General features: G+C 68.6%; 14 protein-coding genes and 1 pseudogene. 7 read left to right on the top strand and 8 right to left on the bottom strand.

All coding sequences use genetic code 11. The features are described from left to right. Positions 1-333 (bottom strand): alcohol dehydrogenase catalytic domain-containing protein (locus Q0379_RS03525; protein ID WP_299004308.1); only part of this gene is annotated, 333 nt, incomplete at its 3' end. Between the two features lie 939 nt (positions 334-1,272). Here Q0379_RS03525 and Q0379_RS03530 point away from each other — a divergent pair. Both Q0379_RS03530 and Q0379_RS03535 read left to right on the top strand, forming a co-directional pair. Next, positions 1,273-1,527: pseudogene (locus tag Q0379_RS03530) on the top strand (SAM-dependent methyltransferase); the annotation flags it as partial. A 69-nt stretch (positions 1,528-1,596) separates the two neighbouring features. After that, positions 1,597-2,064: a hypothetical protein gene (locus Q0379_RS03535; RefSeq protein WP_299004310.1), complete on the top strand. Its 468-nt coding sequence runs from the start codon at positions 1,597-1,599 to the stop codon at positions 2,062-2,064. 7 nt (positions 2,065-2,071) lie between these two features. Here the strand turns inward: Q0379_RS03535 and mutT are convergent, their stop codons facing one another. Continuing rightward, on the bottom strand, positions 2,072-2,476 hold the full coding sequence (gene mutT, locus Q0379_RS03540) for an 8-oxo-dGTP diphosphatase MutT (RefSeq protein WP_299004312.1): 405 nt from the start codon (positions 2,474-2,476) through the stop codon (positions 2,072-2,074). A gap of 104 nt (positions 2,477-2,580) precedes the next feature. On the opposite strand from mutT, the gene Q0379_RS03545 reads away from it, so the two are divergent. From Q0379_RS03545 to Q0379_RS03555, 3 genes are all read left to right on the top strand, one after another. Continuing rightward, a complete protein-coding gene (locus Q0379_RS03545) occupies positions 2,581-3,030 on the top strand; it encodes a nuclear transport factor 2 family protein (RefSeq protein ID WP_299004314.1) in 450 nt (149 codons plus the stop codon). Between the two features lie 326 nt (positions 3,031-3,356). After that, positions 3,357-4,784 (top strand): DEAD/DEAH box helicase, encoded by a 1,428-nt coding sequence (locus Q0379_RS03550; protein ID WP_299004317.1) that lies wholly within the window; start codon positions 3,357-3,359, stop codon positions 4,782-4,784. Positions 4,785-4,937: 153 nt separating this feature from the next. Beyond that, positions 4,938-7,160 carry a PAS domain-containing protein gene (locus tag Q0379_RS03555; protein ID WP_299004319.1) on the top strand — a complete coding sequence of 741 codons (2,223 nt, stop codon included), beginning with the start codon at positions 4,938-4,940 and terminating at the stop codon, positions 7,158-7,160. A 10-nt stretch (positions 7,161-7,170) separates the two neighbouring features. Here Q0379_RS03555 and Q0379_RS03560 read toward each other — a convergent pair whose 3' ends face one another. Both Q0379_RS03560 and Q0379_RS03565 read right to left on the bottom strand, forming a co-directional pair. Beyond that, the gene (locus Q0379_RS03560) at positions 7,171-8,721 is read right to left on the bottom strand and encodes a hypothetical protein (RefSeq protein WP_299004322.1); all 1,551 of its coding nucleotides are present in this window, start codon (positions 8,719-8,721) and stop codon (positions 7,171-7,173) included. Next, entirely contained in the window at positions 8,721-9,473 is a 753-nt protein-coding gene (locus Q0379_RS03565) for an ABC transporter ATP-binding protein (protein WP_299004324.1), read from the bottom strand. The genes Q0379_RS03560 and Q0379_RS03565 overlap by 1 nt, the downstream gene beginning before the upstream one ends. 131 nt (positions 9,474-9,604) lie before the next feature. Here Q0379_RS03565 and Q0379_RS03570 point away from each other — a divergent pair, with 131 nt between their 5' ends. Beyond that, positions 9,605-12,196, top strand: a complete 2,592-nt coding sequence (locus Q0379_RS03570; protein WP_299004326.1) for a glycosyl hydrolase 115 family protein — start codon at positions 9,605-9,607, stop codon at positions 12,194-12,196. 211 nt (positions 12,197-12,407) lie between these two features. On the opposite strand, the gene Q0379_RS03575 is transcribed toward Q0379_RS03570, so the two are convergent. The 4 genes from Q0379_RS03575 to Q0379_RS03590 all read right to left on the bottom strand — a co-directional run bounded on the left by Q0379_RS03575 (position 12,408) and on the right by Q0379_RS03590 (position 16,200). Continuing rightward, positions 12,408-12,974: a hypothetical protein gene (locus tag Q0379_RS03575; protein ID WP_366519292.1), complete on the bottom strand. Its 567-nt coding sequence runs from the start codon at positions 12,972-12,974 to the stop codon at positions 12,408-12,410. 84 nt (positions 12,975-13,058) lie between these two features. Beyond that, positions 13,059-13,541 carry a hypothetical protein gene (locus tag Q0379_RS03580; RefSeq protein ID WP_299004328.1) on the bottom strand — a complete coding sequence of 161 codons (483 nt, stop codon included), beginning with the start codon at positions 13,539-13,541 and terminating at the stop codon, positions 13,059-13,061. Between the two features lie 190 nt (positions 13,542-13,731). Further along, positions 13,732-15,198 (bottom strand): bifunctional glutamate N-acetyltransferase/amino-acid acetyltransferase ArgJ, encoded by a 1,467-nt coding sequence (gene argJ, locus Q0379_RS03585; RefSeq protein ID WP_299004332.1) that lies wholly within the window; start codon positions 15,196-15,198, stop codon positions 13,732-13,734. Positions 15,199-15,210: 12 nt separating this feature from the next. After that, a complete protein-coding gene (locus Q0379_RS03590; RefSeq protein WP_299004335.1) occupies positions 15,211-16,200 on the bottom strand; it encodes a peptidylprolyl isomerase in 990 nt (329 codons plus the stop codon). A gap of 203 nt (positions 16,201-16,403) precedes the next feature. Here Q0379_RS03590 and secA point away from each other — a divergent pair. Further along, positions 16,404-18,897 (top strand): preprotein translocase subunit SecA (gene secA, locus Q0379_RS03595; RefSeq protein WP_299004337.1); only part of this gene is annotated, 2,494 nt, incomplete at its 3' end.

The following is an 18,897-nucleotide window of genomic DNA, read 5'->3' on the forward strand; positions in this document are numbered from 1 at the left end:
CTCGACCGTGCCCACGAACTCGTGGCCCACGGTGACCGGCGGCGTGATGCGGGATGCCGCCCACGGATCCCAGTCGACGATGTGCTTGTCGGTGCCGCAGATGCCGGCCGCCAGCACCTTGATGCGGACCTCGCCGACGCCGGGTTCCGGCACCGGGACGTCGCGCAGGAGCTTCGCTTCGCCGATGCCCATCAGGCGCACCGCGATGAAATCCTTGGAGGCGGCGCGCATGGCGAGACCGACCGTGGTCTTCTTCAGGATGATCAGCAGGCCGCCGATGGCGACCGCGGGCCAGAACAAGCGATTGTCGAGGGGCTTGAGGAGAGCGCTCAAGGCAGGGATTCCTGTGTCGTTGATAAGGGAGGCCGGGCCGGCACTGTGCGGCGCTGGCCGATGGTAGTCCATCAGGATTGTCCGAAGATTAAGCCGTTTGACGTAACGATGTCTGCTGCATGTTTCTCCGCTTTCGTAGGAGCTTTCAGGGAAAAACGCCGCAACGAGGCGAGCATTTGGAGCCTCCGCCGGGATAGACTATCCTGGTCTATACCAATAAGGCCCGTCATGCTAGCCACCAGCCTGGTGCTATGCGCCGCCGTTCTCCACGCCACCTGGAACACCCTGGTCAAGTTCAGCAGCGACCGCTTGCTGGTGGTCGCCTGCATGGACGTGGTCGGCGTGCTCTGCGCCATCCTGCTGTTGCCCTTCGTCAGCCTGCCGCCGGCCGAAGTCTGGCCCTGGCTGCTCGGCGCCACCGTCCTGCAACTGCTCTACCGGGTACTGTTGATCGAGGCCTACAAGGTCGGCGACCTGGGCCTGGTCTATCCGCTGATGCGCGGGCTGTCGCCGCTGGTGGTGCTGGGCCTGACCCTGGCGTTCGGCGGCGAGCAGCTCAGCGGCCGGCAGATCCTCGGCATCCTGTTGATCCCCTTCGGCATGCTTTGCCTGCTCTGGGGCGGCGGCGGTTCGCGGCTGCCCTGGCGGACCCTGCCGGTGGTGCTGCTGATCGGCCTGTGCATCGGCGGCTACACCTGGAGCGACGGCAACGCCTTGAAGCGCTGGCCGTTGGCGCTTGACTACCTGGTCTGGCTGACGCTGCTTTCCGGCCTGCCGTTCCCGCTGATCTCCGTCGGCGCGCGAACCCGCGCCTTCGCCCGCTTCTGGGCGCTGGAGTGGAAGCTCGGCCTGGCGGTCGGGGTCTGCGTGCTGGCCAGCTACGGCCTGGTGCTGTGGGCCATGCAGCTGGGGTCGATCGCCGAAGCGGCAGCGTTGCGCGAGACCAGCGTGCTGCTGGACCGCTCGCGCAAGCCGCTGTCCCGCAAGGTGCTGTTCCGGGCCATGGAGCTCTATGTCGAGCGCTTCGCCGAGGCCGACGGCAAGGTCCCCGCGACCTTCGAGATCGTCTCGGTCACCGGCTGGGCCCCGCACGACAGCCAGCAAAAGCCCCTGCGGCCCGGCTCGGCGAAGATGCGGCTGGCCGACGCGCTGGGGGTGAAGGAACAGCCGGCGGGGGACAAGGCGGGGTCTTAGGAGAAGTCGATCACGACGCCACGCCCGCGCGGCCGTTTTTCGTCGACCTCTCGCTCTTCTGGTGGCTATTTGGCGGGCGTCCATCCCATCAGGGAGCCCGGAATGAAGCTGTTCGGTCGTCTTCTTCTGGCGCTATGCCCGGCGGTCGCGCTGATCGCCTGTTCGCCTCCCCGCGCTTCCGATCAGACGAGCGCGTTCAAGCGCCTGGCCGGCCATGAAATCAAGGCGCTGATCGGGCCCGACTTCAGGGCGGTCCGCGAAATCACCGTCAGCCCCTCGAAGACCGTGGCGTGCGGAACGGTCGATACGCGTTCGTTCGGCAATGTGTTCGCGTTGGTGCTGGACAAGCCCTTCCCCACGCACACGCAGGTCGTCGTCAAGATCCCGCCCAACGCGCCGTCCGACGGCGGCCCCGAAGCGCGTCGCCGATGGGGTGAGGCGACCCTGAAATCCATGCGAGAGATCACCGCGCTCTGCCAGGACGCCGGCGCTGAGCTGCCGTTTCACAGGTCCGGCGCGTCGGCTGGGGCGAGCTAGCCGCCTCTCAAAGCACGTCCCGCAGCCACGCCACCAGCGGCTCGTCGGCCGGAGGCATAGGGTAGTCGGCCAGCTTGTCGGGCTTCACCCAGGAAAGGCCCGCGTGCTCCTTGCGGGTCACCTGCCCTTCCCAGCGGCGCAGCAGGTAGAGCGGCATCAACAGGTGGAAGCTCTCGTAGGTGTGCGAGGCGAACACGAACGGCGCGAGGCACGCCTGGGCGACCTTGATCCCCAGCTCCTCGTCCAGCTCGCGGATCAGGCATTGCTCCGGCGTCTCGCCCGCCTCGACCTTGCCGCCGGGAAACTCCCAGAGACCCGCCAGTTGTTTGCCCTCGGGGCGCTGGCAGATCAGCACCCGCCCGTCGACATCGATCAGGGCGGCGGCGGCGACGAGGACGATGGGCTTGCTCATGGGCCGGGTTTGGCGCGGCGAGGTCGAGCTGGCAAGGGGCGCGCCGCCCCATCGGCGCCGCAATTACCCCCGTAACTCCTCTCGCTATTGGGAGGGACACCATCATGCGCAACACGATCGCGGCCCTGGCCGCCGTTACGACCCTGCTCGCCGCCGCCCCGGCCCTGGCCCAGGCGGCCAATCCCGAGGAGCCCGCCGTCCGCGCGGCGCTGGAGCACTATCTGGCCGGCCACGCCACCGGCGATCCGAAGGAATTCCGCCAGGCTTTCCACGACGAAGGCCGGCTGATGTGGATCCGCGAGGGCGCGCTCGTTCAGCGCTCGGACGACGAATACATCGGCGGCTCCAGCGGCAAGCCTGCCGCCGACGAGGCCCAACGCAAGCGCTGGATCGAGTCGATCTCGATCACCGGCTCGGCCGCCAGCGCCAAGATCGTGCTGGACTACCCGACCGCCGTGCTGACCGACTACATGCAACTGCTGAAGACCCCGGACGGCTGGAAGATCGTGCACAAGATCTTCGACGTAGCCCCCAAGGCCAAGCCGGCGGCGTAGGCGACTGAGGGGGCAAGCGCTGTCTGGGACGAGCTCGCCCCCTCCGGCCCTCTGGGCCACCTCCCCCGCATCGCGGGGGAGGAACTGGCCGACGTTCCCAAAACTTGACTTTCCCGCTGGGATAACCGATACGGAGCCCGCGCCACTTCGGCGCTATTGGCGCTCCAGCCGCGTGAGGGTCCGTTTTCGGGCCAGCCTGTCGAGCGCCTTGAGAACTTTTTCTCACCCGATCGCCCGTGCACGCGGGGCGCTCCCCGAACGATAGCCGAAGGGTTAGCCGTGCGAGGACGCATGGGCTGCGTCGGCGCACGAAAGAACCCATACACGTGACTCAATTTTCCGACCTTGGCCTGGCCAAGCCGCTGCTGAAGGCCCTGGCCGAAAAGGGCTACAAGGAGCCGACGCCGATCCAGGCCCAGGCCATTCCGGTGGTGCTGCAAGGCAAGGACCTGCTGGGTATCGCCCAAACGGGCACCGGCAAGACCGCCGCCTTCGCCCTGCCCATCCTGCAGCGCCTGGCCGAGGACCGTAAGCCGGCCCCGCGCCGCGGCTTCCGCTGCCTGGTCCTCTCCCCGACCCGCGAGCTGGCGACCCAGATCGCCGAGAACTTCAAGGCCTACGCCGTCCACATGGGCCTGTCGGTCCACACCATCTACGGCGGCGTGAAGTACGGCCCGCAGATGAAGGCTCTCGCCGGCGGCATCGACGTCCTGGTCGCCACGCCGGGCCGCCTGATGGACCACATGGCCGAGAAGTCGGCCATCGTCTCGGGCACCGAGATCTTCGTCCTCGACGAAGCCGACCAGATGCTGGACCTGGGCTTCGTGGTGCCGATCCGCAAGATCGCCAGCCAGCTGACCAAGAACCGCCAGAACCTGTTCTTCTCGGCCACCATGCCCAGCGAGATCGGCAAGCTGGCCGGCGAGCTCTTGAAGGACCCGGTGCAGGTCTCGGTCGCGCCGCAGGCCACCACGGTCGAGCGCATCGACCAGCGCGTCCTGTTCATCGAGGCCCAGCGCAAGCGTCCGCTGCTGGCCGAGCTGTTCGCCGACTCGAGCTTCTCGCGCACCATCGTCTTCACCCGCACCAAGCGCGGCGCCGACCGGGTGGCCAAGTATCTGAACGCCGCCGGCGTCGAGGCCGCCTCGATCCACGGCGACAAGACCCAGGGCCAGCGCGAGCGCGCCCTGTCGGCCTTCAAGGCCGGCGAGATGCGGGCCCTGGTGGCGACCGACATCGCCGCCCGCGGCATCGACGTCAACGACGTCAGCCACGTGATCAACTACGAGCTGCCCAACGTGCCGGAGGCCTATGTCCACCGGATCGGCCGCACCGCCCGCAAGGGCAAGGACGGCATCGCCATCAGCTTCTGCTCGGACGACGAGCGCAGCCTGCTGAAGGATATCCAGAAGGCCACGCGCCAGACGATCCCGTCCTTCGATCGCCGCAACGACAAGCAGCTGGCGGCGGCCGCGGCCGTGGCCGACAAGCTGGTCCCCGCCGATCGTCACGTGGACCCGCGCCGCGCCGACCCGCGCAACGACGTGCCGTCCGAGCTGCGCCGCAAGCGCAACCGCAACGGCAATCGTAACGGCGGCGGCGGCGGCCAGAAGGGTCCTCAGGCTCAGGGCCAGGGGCGCGGTCAGGGCCAAGGCAAGCCTCAAGGCCAGAAGGCCGCCGGCGGCGGCAACAGCTTCCGCGGCCCCAAGCGCGCCCCGGCTCCGGCCGAGAAGCGCTGGTCGCCGATCGACTAAATCCTCCATAGGAGGGCCTGCGACCTTTTGTTGCAGGCCCCTCTTTCAGCAACCGCTATAGGGTTTGCCCCTCGCTTAGGGCCGGTTGACGCGCCGGATTGGGGGGCCAACGGAATGGGCGGGAGCGAGCCCGACGCCGCGCCTGGACTGACCATGCTCGCCCGTGGCGAGATGGCCGACCGCGTCCGCGCGTTCGACTGGTCGGCCACGCCCCTGGGCGCGATCGAGACCTGGTCGCCCAGCCTCCGCTTCGCCGTCGACATGGTGCTGACCACCCGGCTGCCCATGGCGCTGCGCTGGGGCCCCGAGCTGGTGCTGATCTACAACGACGCCTATGCGCCGGCCCTGGCCGAGCGCCATCCCGAATATCTCGGCGTCCTGTTCAAGAACACCTCGGCCGACTTCCAGGCCTCGACCCGCGCGCTCTACGCCGACCTGCTCAGCGGCGCCAGTCGAGGCTTCGTGTTCGAGAAGCTGCCCTACAGGCTGATGCGGACCGACCGGCAGGAGACCGCCTGGTTCACGGTCAGCTACAGCCCCGTCCCCGACGCCACCGCGCCGCACGGCGTGGGCGGCGTGCTGATCAGCGCCGTCGAGATCACCGAGACCGTCAAGGCCACCCAAGAGCTGCGCGGCGTCGAGGAGCGCTACGAACTGGCCCGCGAGGCCGCCGGCGTGGTCGGCGCCTGGGAATGGGACGTCAAGGCCAACAAGGTCTATGCCGACGCCCGCTACGCCGAACTGCACGGCGTCGTGCCCGAACTGGCCGCCGCCGGCCTCCCCGTCGAGGCCTTCAAGCCCGCCATTCATCCCGACGACGCCGATCGGATCAGCGCCGTGGCGACCGCTTCGCTGCGCGCTGGCGGCGACTTCTCAGAGGAATACCGGCTGGTCCAGAAGGACGGCTCGATCCGCTGGATCTATACGCGCGGCCGGGCCTATCTGGCCGCCGACGGCAAGCCCGCGCGCAACACCGGCGTCATCATCGACATCACCGAGCGCAAACAGGTCGAAGCCGCCCTGGCGGCCGCCCGCGTCGACATCGACCTGGCCGCCCAGGCCGCCGGCATGGGTCGCTGGGACCATAATCCATCGAAGGGCCTGCGGTACTGGGATCCCCGGGCGCGCGCCATCTTCGGCATCCCGCCGAACGCGCCGCCCTCGACCTCGCTGTTCGAGCGCGCGGTGCACCCCAGCGACCTGCCCGCCGTGCGCGCGGCGGTCGCGGCGGCTGTCGATCCGGACGGCTCGGGCCTGATGAACCTGGAGTACCGGATCGTCCGGCAGAACGGCGCCGTGCGCTGGGTCGAGGTGTTCGGCCGCGCCTTCTTCGAAGGCGAGGTGTGCGTGCGCTTCGTCGGGGTGGTGTCGGACGTCACCGAACGGCGCGAGGCGATCGACCGGCTGCTGCGCCAGGAGGAAACCCTGCGCCTGGCCGTGGACGCGGCGGATGTGGGCACTTGGGACCACAATCTGGAGACCGGCGAGGTGCGGCTCTCCGATCGCTGCTACGCCATGTTCGGCATGTCGCCTGGCGAGCCGGCGGACCTCACGGCCATGCTTCCGCTCACCCACCCCGCCGACGTCCAGCACGTGCAGGAAGCGATCGAGCGCGCGCTGAGCCCCGAGCTACGCGCCGACTATGCCGTCGAGTTCCGCGTGATCGGCCGCGACGACCATGTCGAACGCTGGCTCAGCGCCAAGGGCAAGGTCTTCTTCGGCGACAACGGCAAGCCTCTGCGGTTCGTCGGCGCGGCCGTCAACATCACGGACCGCAAGCGGGCCGAGCTGCACCTGCGCCTGCTGGTCAACGAGATGAACCACCGGGTGAAGAACAGCCTGGCCACGATCCAGGCGATCGCGGCCCAGACCTTCACCGACACCTATTCCCTGCCCCAGGCCAAGGAGGCGTTCGCCGACCGCCTGGTGGCCCTGGCCGAGGCGCATGATCTGCTCACCCGCGAGAATTGGGACGGCGCCGACCTGCACGCGGTGGCCGAGCGGCTCGCGGCGCTGCACGGCGGGGCGGAGCGCTTCGAGCTGAGCGGCCCGGCCGTGCGCCTGTCGCCCAAGACCGCCCTCTCGCTCTCGATGGCCCTGCACGAGCTGGCCACCAACGCCCTCAAGTACGGCGCGCTGCACGCGCCGTCCGGACGCGTCCGGATCGCCTGGGAGGTGGCGGACGGCCAGGGCGCCGAACGCCTGCGGCTGACCTGGACCGAGCGCGACGGGCCGCCGGTGACCCCGCCCGCCCAGCGCGGCTTTGGCACGCGCCTGATCGAGCGCGGCCTGGCCGCGGAGCTGTCGGGCTCGGCCACGATCGACTTCCGCCCCGAGGGCGTCGTCTGCCGGATCGAGGCGCTGCTGGAGGCTTAAAGCTCGCGCACTAGGACACCGCCGCCGCGCGCAGGGCCGCGGCGATCTGGTCCTCGGTGCGGCGCAGGGCCATCATCAGGGCGCCGGCGACGATCAGCGGCAGCGGCGCCCAGGCCAGCCAGCCGGCCACGGCCAGCGCCGTCGCCGCGCCCAGCAGCATGGTCACGGCCAACTCGCCCAGGGCCGCCAGGAAGGAGCTAGCTCGGCGGCGGCGGAAGTCGGCGCGCTTGCCCGGCTTCTGGCGCCAGATCCCGATCATGCCGGCCGCCCAGGCCGTGAGCCCCGAGCCGACCGCGGTCCAGAACCCGGCCAGGGGCTGGAACCAGGCCATCACCGCGACCGGGACGACCAGCAGCAGACCGACCGGGATCAGGGCGGCCGCCAGCTTGGCGCGGTTCAGCACCGACACCGGGGTCGGCGACAGGGCTAGGAGGTCCGGCGTGTCCTCCGCCGAAACGGTGATCCAGATCAGGCTGCCCGCGACCTGGCCGGCCAGGAAGGCGACGCCCGCCGCGCCGCCGGCCAGCATCCAGGCGGGCTGCTCGGCGGCGTTGCGGGCCAGAACCAGGGCCAGCGGCAGCATGTAGAGCACGCGCAGCAGCACCTGCGACAGCAGGGCCGCGTCGCGCCCCATCAGCCGCAGCTCCTTGCGCAGGGTGGCGCGGAAGGCGCCGGCGGCGAAGGCGCGGCCAGGGCCCTTGGCGGCCTTGCGGGTCTCGGCCCCCTGAGTGGCCGCGGCCGCGTCGGCGAAGCGGCGACCCAGCGTCCAGGCCGACAGCAGGAAGATCCCCACCCCGATGGCGACCAGGGCCAGCAGCGGCAGGGGCTGACCCAACGCCGCCCGCAGCGGCAGGTCGGCCAGGGGCGGCAGCGTGATGCGCCCTTCCTTCGCGTCGAGGGCGATGCGGGCGAACAGGCTCTCGCTGGCCTTCTCGCCCATCAGGTTGCGGTACTGGCTAGCCAGGAAGAAGGCCGCGCCGATCAAGGCCGCCATCACCTGGGCGACGGTGCGGGTCCGGCGCGGACCGATCAGGGCGAACAGCGCCATGGCCAGCAGCAGCCCCACGCCCGCGGCGGCCAAGGCGGCGGCGATCAGCACCACGAACACCGACGCCCAGGCCGGATGGCCCATGATGATCGACGGGGCCAGCAGCAGCAACGCGGGGAGCAGGAACCAGAGCAGGGCCGAAACCGCCAGGCCCAGGGCCCGGACGAACAGCACCTTGCGCGGCGACAGCGGCGAGGAGAACAGAAGGTCCAGATCGCCGCGCACATAGAGCGCGTCGGCGGCGCCGGCCAGGGTGGTCGACAGCATCAGGGTCAGGATCACGGCCAGGGCCAGGCCGGCGATGGCGATCGACAGCGGTCCGATGGGGATCTCGTGCCCCCTCATGCCCAGGCCCAGGAACACCCCGCCGATCAGGGTCATCACCCCCAGGACCGAGAAGGCGATGATGCTGCCCACGGCGCCGCGCTTGCGGCCGGCCATGGCGCCGCGCCAGGCCAGGCGCAGTTCGTGGGCGAGCAGCCAGGGCGTGCTGGCCGGCTTGAACAGCGCCATCAGGCGGCCTCGGCCGTCAGCTGCAGGAAGATGTCCTCCAGCGTGCCGCCGCCCACGCGCTCGCCGGCCTTGCCGCGCAGCTCGTCCAGCGTGCCCTCGGCCAGCAGGCGGCCGCCGGCGATGATGCCGATGCGGTCGGCCATGCGCTCGGCGACCTCAAGGATGTGGGTGGTCAGGATCACCGTGGCGCCGCCGTCGACCCGGGCCCGCAGCATGTCCTTCACGAGGCGCGCGGCGGCGGCGTCGAGGCCGGTCAGCGGCTCGTCCAGAATCAGCAGCTTGGGCTCGTGGATCAGCGCCCCGGCCAGGGCGACCTTCTGCTTCATGCCGCGCGAGAAGCCTTCGCAGCGCCGCCGCGCCTCGTCGGTCAGGCCCAGGGTGGCGAGCAGCTCTTCGGCCCGCGCCTTGGCCGTTGTCGGGTCGATGTTCCAGAGGCCGGCGACGAACTCCAGATATTCCAGCGGCGTCAGCTTGTCGTAGATCATCGCCTCGTCCGGCGCCCAGGCCAGCAGGGCCTTGGCGGCGGCGGCGTCCTTGCGGGCGTCGACGCCGAAGATCGAGACCTCGCCCTTGTCCGGCTGGGTCAGGCCCGCCACCATCCGCAAGGTCGTCGTCTTGCCCGCGCCGTTGGGCCCAAGCAGCGCGTAGAGCTCGCCCGCATGAACCGTCAGGTCGAGGTCCGACACCGCGGGCTTGGCGAACGTCTTGCTCAAGCCCTTTACAATCAACGCTTCGGTCAAACTCGCCCCCAAACACTCCCAGGATACGGAGTTGAGCGCGATTGCGCGGCGACCACAAGGCCGGCGCGTTAAAGGGTTGAAGTGGCCTGACCAGAGGGCATATTGGTCAGATGATAACGGTAACAGCCGAACGGGGAGAGAGCGTGCGGGACTTCGGGTTCAAGTTGGGAGCGGCGTGCGGCCTGGTCCTCGCCTTGTCGGCCTCGGCGGCCTTCGCCTGCGACACGCCGGTCAGCGTCTGCGCCACGGGCAAGGCGTCGAGCCTGGCCCTGATCCAGAAGGGCCGCCCAGCCGCCGTCTATGTCGACGCCCAGGCCAATCCGGCCGTGCGCCACGCCGCCGAGAGCCTGCGCGGCGACCTCGCCCGCGTCGGCGGCGTCGAGGCGGTGAAGCTGGACGACCTTTCCAAGGCCAAGGGGCCTGTCGTCATCATCGGCGTGCTGGGCCAGAGCCCGGTGATCGACGGCCTGGTCAAGGCCGGCAAGCTGAAGGTCGAGGACCTGCAGGGCCAGTGGGAGGGCTTCCGCCAGGTGGTGGTGGAGCGCCCCGCCCCCAACGTCCCGCGCGCCCTGGTGATCGTCGGCTCGGACCGGCGCGGGGCGGTGTTCGGCGCTTATGACCTGTCCGAACGCATCGGCGTCTCGCCGTGGGTCTGGTGGGCCGACGTTCCCGTCACCCGCAAGAGCGACCTGTTCCTGACCGCCGGCGCCCGCGCCGACCATCCGCGCGTCAAGTATCGCGGCTTCTTCATCAACGACGAGAACCCGGCCTTCAGCGGCTGGACCAAGGCCAAGTTCGGCGGGGTCAACTCCAAGGCCTACGCCCACGTCTTCGAGCTGATGCTGCGCCTGAAGGGCAACTATCTGTGGCCGGCCATGTGGTCGCCCAAGGCGTTCAACGACGACGATCCGCAGAGCAAGGTGATCGCCGACGAGATGGGCGTCGTGATGGGCAGCTCGCACCATGAGCCGATGACCCGCGCCCAGGACGAGTGGCACCGCAACAAGGACAAGGGCGTCACCGGGGGCCGCTGGGACTATTCGACCAACGCCGAGAACCTGCGGACCTTCTGGCGCGGCGGCATCGAGCGGATGATGTCGAAGGGCGACGGCACGCCGTACGAGAGCGTCGTGACCGTGGGCATGCGCGGCGACGGCGACGAGCCGATGGCCGAGGGCGCGGCGACCCAGCTCCTGGAAAAGGTCGTGGCCGACCAGCGCCAGATCATCGCCGACGTCACCGGCAAGCCCGCCGACCAGACCCCGCAGATCTGGGCCCTCTACAAGGAGGTCCAGGACTATTACGACCACGGCATGCGGGTGCCCGACGACGTCACCCTGCTGTTCGCCGACGACAACTGGGGCCAGATCCGCCGCCTGCCGGTGGCCGGCAAGGACAAGCTGCCCCGCGCCGGCGGCTATGGCGTCTACTACCACTTCGACTACGTCGGCGGTCCGCGGAACTACAAGTGGATCAACACCAACCAGGTCGCCAAGGTCTGGCAGCAGATGGATCTCGCCTACCAGCGCGAGGCGCGGAACCTGTGGATCGTCAATGTCGGCGACATCAAGCCGCTGGAGTATCCCTTAAGCTTCTTCCTGCGCATGGCCTGGAACCCCGAGGCTATGACGCCCAAGGCCCTGGCGGACTTCCCGCGTGACTGGGCCAGCGAGCAATTCGGTCCCGCCCTCGGCGCCGAGATCGGCGAGGCGCTTTCGGAATACGAAACCCTAGCCTCGCGGCGTAAGCCCGAGCTGATCGACCAGGACACCTTCCCGCTGGGTCCGGACAACGGCGCGGGCCCGCTGGACGGCGGCGAGTTCGGCGACATCGTCGATCGCTGGCGGGCGCTGGACGCCAAGGTCGCGGCGATCAAGACCAAGCTGCGGCCCGATCAACTCGACGCCTACTATCAGCTGGTCGAGTACCCGGTGACGGCCTTCGCCAACCTCTACGAGATGTATTACGCCACGGCCTGGAACCGTCGTCTCTCGGCCCGCAACGACGCCCGCGCCAACGTCTTCGCCGACAAGGTCGAGGCGACCTTCAAGCGCGACGCCGACCTGACCGCCCAGTACCACGCCCTGAATGGCGGCAAGTGGGACGGCATGATGAACCAGGTCCACATGAGCTATGTGATCTGGAACGACCCGACCCAGCAGACCATGCCCAGCGTCGCCCGTGTCTCGGCCGACACCCCGCCCGACAAGCTGGCGGCCAAGGTAGTCTTCGCGCGCTCGACCGCCGCCGATCCGAACCTCATCACGCTGGAGGCCGCCAAGTTCGACCGCGCGGTCGGCGGCAAGGGCCTGTCCTGGACCGTCGTGCCGCATCTTGGCCACGGCGACGCGGTGCTGGCCCTGCCGCAAGGCCGCCCCTCGACCACCGCCGCCGACGGCGTGCGGCTGGAGTACGGGGTGCAGGTCCCGCGCTCGGGTCCCGCCACCGTGCGCCTCGCCCTCGCCCCGACCTTGGACGCCACCGGCGGCGATGGGATCAAGATCGGGATCTCGATCGACGACGGCCCCATGCAGGTGGTGAAGTCCGACCTGATCCCGACGCCCGGCGCGGCTAGCCGTCCGGAGCAAGTGAGGTGGATCGAGGCGGTCAAGAACCACGTCCACACCGTCGAGGCGCGCTTCCCCGAGGTCTCGGCTGGCCGTCACGTGGTCAAGGTCTGGCGCCTGGACGACAACGCTGTGCTGGAGAGGGTGTCGGTGGAGATGCGGCCGTAAGGGCGCTGAACCGCGGCTCCACAGCAGACTAAATCCCAGCCTTCCTGGGCCTTGTGCCCAGGACCCATCGTTCCGAGTACATCTGGGCCAGACCAGTGTTCTGGGCCGTTCAACCCCGCTTGACCTTATAGCCGAAAGCCTGCTGCCGGCATGGGTCCTGGGCACAAGGCCCAGGAGGGCGGGGTGTTAATCGAGCGAGCTTTGCGCCCCCCTAGAACTTCGTCTTGCAGCCCTGCTTCAGGTGCACGCCGCGCAGGAAGCCGCGACGGGCTAGGCCCGCGTCGACGGCGGCGTTCATCGCCCGATCGGCGGGGGCGGCGCCGGTCACCTCGCGCACCAGGCCGCGGAACGGGATGATGCTGTTGATGATCGTCTTGCCGCCCGCCTCGGCCAGCTTGCCGGCGCGGTTCTCCTTGTATTCGTTGCCGACCACATAGTCGGGGCCCAGCACGCCGTTCAGGTTCGTCACCTCGGCGGCCAGGGCCTTGCAGGTCTTCAGGCCCTTGAGGCTGTAGGGATCGTCATAGGCCTTCTGCAGGATCGGCGGGATGTCGCGCTTGGACATGCCGACGTCGCGGGCCGGCTGCGAGCCGATGTCGAGCGCCTTCTTGCGGGTTTCGTCCCAGCGGCCAGGCTCCTGAGCCTGCTGCGGCGTCTTGGAGGCGTCGGACTTGGCTTCCGACTTCGATTGATCAGGCTTGGCCTGGCCCGCCATCACCGGCGTCGCCACGAGCGCTAGGGCCATCGCCCCGAACAGAACCGATCGCTTCACGGACATGACCCGCCTCCACCCAGCTGAACACCGATCAGGAACGGCGCTGGACCCCAGCGGTTCCGTTCCCGACGATGTTTCCGGTCAAGCTTAGTTCGGGAGGGTGGCCGCTTCCAGATCGAACGCGGCGTCGAGGGCGTCTTCGCCGGGGATTTCGCCCAGCAGGGCCGAGGCGAACAGCGGCTCCAGGGCGTCCCAGACATAGGTCAGCTGCTCAAGCACGGCGGGAACGCCGGAGAGGTCGAAGCCCGGATAGAGGTCCTCGACCAGCCACAGGCCGCTCTCGACGTCATAGGCGAAGCGGCAGCCGATCAGGCGGAACTGGACGCGGGCGATGGTCTCGAACAGGGCGGTCAGGTCGCGGGCCTGATTCAGGTCCTCGGGATCCAGCACCAGGCAGCGCGCCTGCACCCAACCGTGGTCAGGCAGCAGGTAGAAGGCGCCGTCCTCCTCGTCCTCGCCCGAAACCTCCAGGCCCCGATCGATCGCCTCGACCACATAGCCGGCGACGCGGCAGACCTCGGTCAGCCTGGCCAGCTGGGCGGCTTCCTGGTCGGGGGTGAGGTCGGTCATGGGGGAGGCTCCGGAGGTGCTTTGTCGCGTCTTCTAACATGAGCCGTCATCCCGCGCTTTATGCGCGGGACCCATGGTTCGGCTGACACGTGAGAACTTAGGCTCGCACTTCACGTGCGGCGGAAAGATGGGTCCCGCGCATAAAGCGCGGGATGACGTGAGGGGTTGGGCCAAGGCGCTTTAGAGCCCCCTAGCTCCGGTAATCCCCGTTGATCGCCACGTACTGCTTGGTCAGGTCGCAGGTCCAGACCGTGGCCGAGCCCTTGCCGACGCCGACGTCGACGCTGACCTCGAACTCCTGGTTCTTCACGTAGGCGCTCATCTTGGCCTCGTCGTACTCGGGCGAGATCAGGCCGTCGCGGGCCGCGTAGAGCTCGCCGAACTTGACGCTGATCCGCTCGCGGGCGACCGGCTCGTCGGCGCGGCCGACGGCCATGACGATGCGGCCCCAGTTGGCGTCCTCGCCGGCGAAGGCGGTCTTGACCAGCGGGCTCTCGGCGATGGTGCGAGCGATCTTGCGCGCCGAAGCGGGGCTCTCGGCGCCGTTGACGGTGATCTTGACGAACTTGGTCGCCCCTTCCCCGTCGCGGACCAGCTGCAAAGCGAGATCCAGCAGCACGTGCTCCAGCTTCTCGCGGAAGTCGGCCAGGCGCTTGTCGCCGGGGCGGCTGATCTTGGGCGCGCCCGACTGGCCAGTGGCGAACAGCAAGAGGGTGTCGTTGGTCGAGCGGTCGCCGTCCACCGTCACGCAGTTGAACGTCGTGCGGGTATAGAGCGAGACCAGGGTCTGCAGGGCGGCGGGCGCGATGGCCGCGTCGGTGGCGACGAAGGCCAGCATGGTGGCCATGTCGGGCGCGATCATGCCCGAACCCTTGGCGATCCCGGCGATCTTGACCTCGACGCCGTCGATCATCGCGGTCGCGTAGGCGCCCTTCGGGAAGGTGTCGGTGGTCATGATCGCCCGGCCGGCCTGGGCCCAGGCGTCGGCGGTAAGGCGCGCCTCAACCTCGGGCAGGCGCGCGGTGATCTTGCTGTCGTCCAGGATGACGCCGATCACGCCTGTCGAGGCCATCATCACGTCGCGCTGGCGGCAGTCGAGGCGCTTGCCGACGGCCGTCGCCACCCGACGCACCGCGTCGGCGCCGGGCTTGCCGGTGAAGCTGTTGGCGCAGCCGGCGTTGACCACCAGGGCCCGCACGTCGGCGCCGCCCGACGCGGCCAGCTGGCGCTTGCACCAGTCCACGGGCGCGGAGCCGACGCCATGGCGAGTGAAGACGCCCGCCGCCGAGGTGCCCTCGGCGAAGCGCATCAAGAGCAGGTCCTCGCGCTCGTGCTTGTAGAAGCCAGCGCGGCCGGTGGCGATCTCGACGCCGGCGATCGGCGGAATGGTCGGGAACGGCACGGCCAGCGGCGAGATGGCCAGGCCCGGCTTGCCGGCGCCGCCTGAAGCGGGTTTGGGCGAGGCGGGGGCGGGAGCGGCCGAGACGCTGGTGGTCTCGCCGGCCGACTTCTGGGCGCGGCGTAGGCCCGCGCGCTTCAGCGCCGAGGTCAGCGGATCGACGATCGCATCGATCACGCCCCGTTCGGCGGGCGCGGACGCGGGCTCGGGGGCCTTCGCGGCGATGGTCTTGCCGGAGGCTTTGGGGGTCTTGGTCATCGGAACCGCGTCTTACTTCTTGGCGGGTTGAGCGGAAGGCGGCGCCGAAGCCGGCGGGCCGCCTGGAATGTCGGCGGGGGCCGAGGCCGGCTCCTGGGCGCTGTTCATTGGGGCGTCCTGGGGCCTGCCGATCAGCATCTCGACCTTGGCCGAGCCGCGCAGTTTCTCGAGGATGTCGCGCACCTGGTCATAGGTCAGGAAGCGCACGATCTGGGGACGGGCCGCCTCGAGCGTGATCGGCTCCTCGACGCGCTTGTCCTCGACCCGGACCAGGACCCAACCGCCCTCGGCCGCGAACGGACCGACCAGAGCCCCCTTCTGGGCGTCCTTCAAGGCGACGCCATAGGGCTCGGGCATCACGTCCAGGGTGAAGTAGCCGAGGTCGCCGCCGTTGAAGCGGGTGGCCTGGTCGGTCGAACGCTCCATGGCCAGGGCGTCGAACGAGGCGCCCGTGGCCAGCAGTTTCTTGACGCTCTCGGCCTCGGCCTGGCTGCCCACGATGATCTGGCGGGCGCGGATCTCTTCCGAGCGCTTGGAAAGCTTCTGCTGCTCGGCGTAGAGCTTGCGGATGGCGTCCTCGGTGACGGCCTTCTCGACCACGCCCTCGACCAACATGTCGCCGAGGATTCGCTCGCGCGCGGCGGCCAGGCGCCGCTGGGCCACCGGATCCTTGTCGAGCTTGCGCTTGGTGGCCTCGGCGGCCAGCAGCTTCTGGTCTATCACTTCATCGAGACGCTGGCGGAAAACCTCGCTGGAGACGTCCAGCGGCTCGCCCTCGCTGATCAGGCCTTGGGCGACGGCCTCGCGCTTGACGTCGCTGGCCCAGATGACCTGGCCGTTGACGCGGGCGACGGCCGTGTCGCCCGGCTCGGGCGGCTTTTCGGCGACCTTGTTCTGGCCGCAAGCGGCGACCAGAAGGGCCAAAGCGACCGCCAGGCCGACGCCGCCGAGGGAGAAGAAACCGCCTTGCCCACCCGATGCCCGGCCTTGCGTGTTCGCCATGCGCGCTGCCCGTGTTACGTAAAACCCAAGGGGAACAGGAAAAACCCCGTCGCGTTGACAGGCCCTTGACCGGTGCTTAAGTCTCGCGCGCGTGCAAGTCGAGCGGTTTTTCCGTCGGTCAACACGCCCCGAAAAACACCGTAGTCGAGGCCGCCAAAGCCTTTGCGCCGGCTTCAATAATAATCGCTCCGGATTTCCTCTGCATGCTTGGTTTCGCCAAAAAGCTCTTCGGCTCTTCGAACGAACGCAAGGTCAAGGCCTTGGCGGCGCGGGTGGCGAAGATCAACGCCTATGAAGCCGAATACGCCGCGCTGTCCGACGAGGCCCTGAAGGGCAAGACCGAAGAGTTCAAGGCGCGCCTCGAAAAGGGCGAGACTCTCGACGACATCCTGAACGAGGCCTTCGCCACCGTGCGCGAAGCCTCCAAGCGCGTGCTGGGCATGCGCCACTTCGACGTCCAGATGGTCGGCGGCATGGTGCTGCACTTCTCGGGCATCTCGGAAATGCGCACGGGTGAAGGCAAGACGCTGGTCGCCACCCTGCCGACCTATCTGAACGCCCTGGAAGGCAAGGGCGTCCACGTCATCACCGTCAACGACTACCTGGCCCGCCGCGACGCCGACTGGATGGGTCAGGTCTACAACTTCCTGGGCCTCAGCTACGGCGTGATCGTCAACGGCCTGAGCCAAGGCGAGCGCCAGCGCGCCTACCGCAGCGACATCACCTACGGCACGAACAACGAGTTTGGCTTCGACTATCTGCGCGACAACCTGGTCTACGACGTCGCCGAGATGGTGCAGCGCGGCCACAACTTCGCGATCGTCGACGAAGTGGACTCGATCCTGATCGACGAGGCGCGCACGCCGCTGATCATCTCGGGCCCGACCGAGGACCGCAGCGAGTTCTACAAGACCATCGATCTGCTCGTGAAGGAGCTGATCAAGGACAAGACCACCTACGACCACGACGAAAAGCAGAAGCAGGTCATCCTGACCGAGGACGGCCAGGAAAAGATCGAAGAGATCCTGATGGCCGGCGGCCACCTGGCCGAGGATTCGGCGGGCCTCTACGACGCGGCCAACGTCTCGGTGGTGCACCACGTCAACCAGGCCCTGCGCGCCAACGTGCTGTACACGCGCGACAAGGACTACATCGTCAAGGGCGGCGAAGTCGTCCTGATCGACGAGTTCACCGGCCGCATGATGACCGGCCGCCGCCTGTCGGAAGGCCTGCACCAGGCCATCGAGGCCAAGGAAGGCGCCGACATCCAGCCCGAGAACCAGACCCTGGCCTCGGTGACGATCCAGAACTACTTCCGCCTCTACAAGAAGCTGTCGGGCATGACCGGCACGGCCTCGACCGAGGCGCAGGAATTCGACGACATCTACAAGATGAGCGTGTCGGAGATCCCGACCAACCGTCCGATCCAGCGCATCGACGACGACGACGAGGTCTATCGCACCGAGCGCGAGAAGAACGAAGCCATCCTGAAGCAGATCGCCGACTGCCACGTGCGCGGCCAGCCGATCCTGGTCGGCACCGTCTCGATCGAGAAGTCTGAAGAGCTGTCCCGCCTGCTGTCGAACTTCAGCTTCGAGAAGGACGGCAAGAAGGTGAAGGGCATTCCGCACCAGGTGCTGAACGCGCGCTTCCACGAGCAGGAAGCCGTGATCGTCGCGGACGCCGGCGTGCCGGGCGCGGTGACCATCGCCACCAACATGGCCGGCCGCGGCACCGACATCCAGCTGGGCGGCAGCATCGACATGCGTCTGTTCAACTGGCGCCAGCAGCAGAAGGGCATGGGCCTCGAAATCACCGTCGAGGACGAGGCCGAGGAACGCGCCCGTCTCGAGGCCGAGATCGCCGACCGCAAGAAGCAGGCCCTGGACGCCGGCGGCCTGTTCGTGCTGGGCACCGAGCGCCACGAAAGCCGCCGCATCGACAACCAGCTGCGCGGCCGCACCGGCCGTCAGGGCGACCCGGGCCGCTCGAAGTTCTTCCTGTCGTGCGAGGACGATCTGCTGCGCATCTTCGCCGGCGACCGCCTGGACGCGATCATGCGCACCTTCGGCGTCCAGGAAGGCGAGGCCATCACCCACAAGTGGCTGAACAACGCCATCGCCACGGCGCAAAAGCGCGTCGAGCAGCGCAACTACGAGATCCGCAAGAACCTCCTGAAGTACGACGACGTCGTCAACGACCAGCGCAAGGCCGTGTTCGAGCAGCGCCAGGAGTTCATGGAGTCCAGCGACCTCTCGGAAATCATCACCGAGATGCGCCACGACACGATCGACGACCTGGTCGCCCGTCACCTGCCGCCCAAGGCCTATGCCGAGCAGTGGGACATCGAGGGCCTGACCGAGCGCGTGAAGTCGATCCTGGGCCTGGACCTGCCGATCGCCGAGTGGGCCGCCGAGGAAGGCATCGCCGACGAGGAGATCAAGGACCGCATCACCAAGGCGGCCGACGAGTACGCCGCCCAGCGCGAGGTGATCATCTCGCCCGAGCAGATGCGCCAGGTCGAAAAGAACTTCCTGCTGCAGATGATCGACCTGCAGTGGCGCGAGCACCTGATGCACCTGGACCACCTGCGCAACGTCATCGGCCTGCGCGGCTACGGCCAGCGCGATCCGCTGAACGAGTACAAGACCGAGGCCTTCTCGCTGTTCGAGAAGCTGCTGGGGGATCTCCGCACCA

Origin of the sequence: uncultured Caulobacter sp. (genome assembly GCF_937900395.1) — a bacterium.
Taxonomy (GTDB): domain Bacteria; phylum Pseudomonadota; class Alphaproteobacteria; order Caulobacterales; family Caulobacteraceae; genus Caulobacter.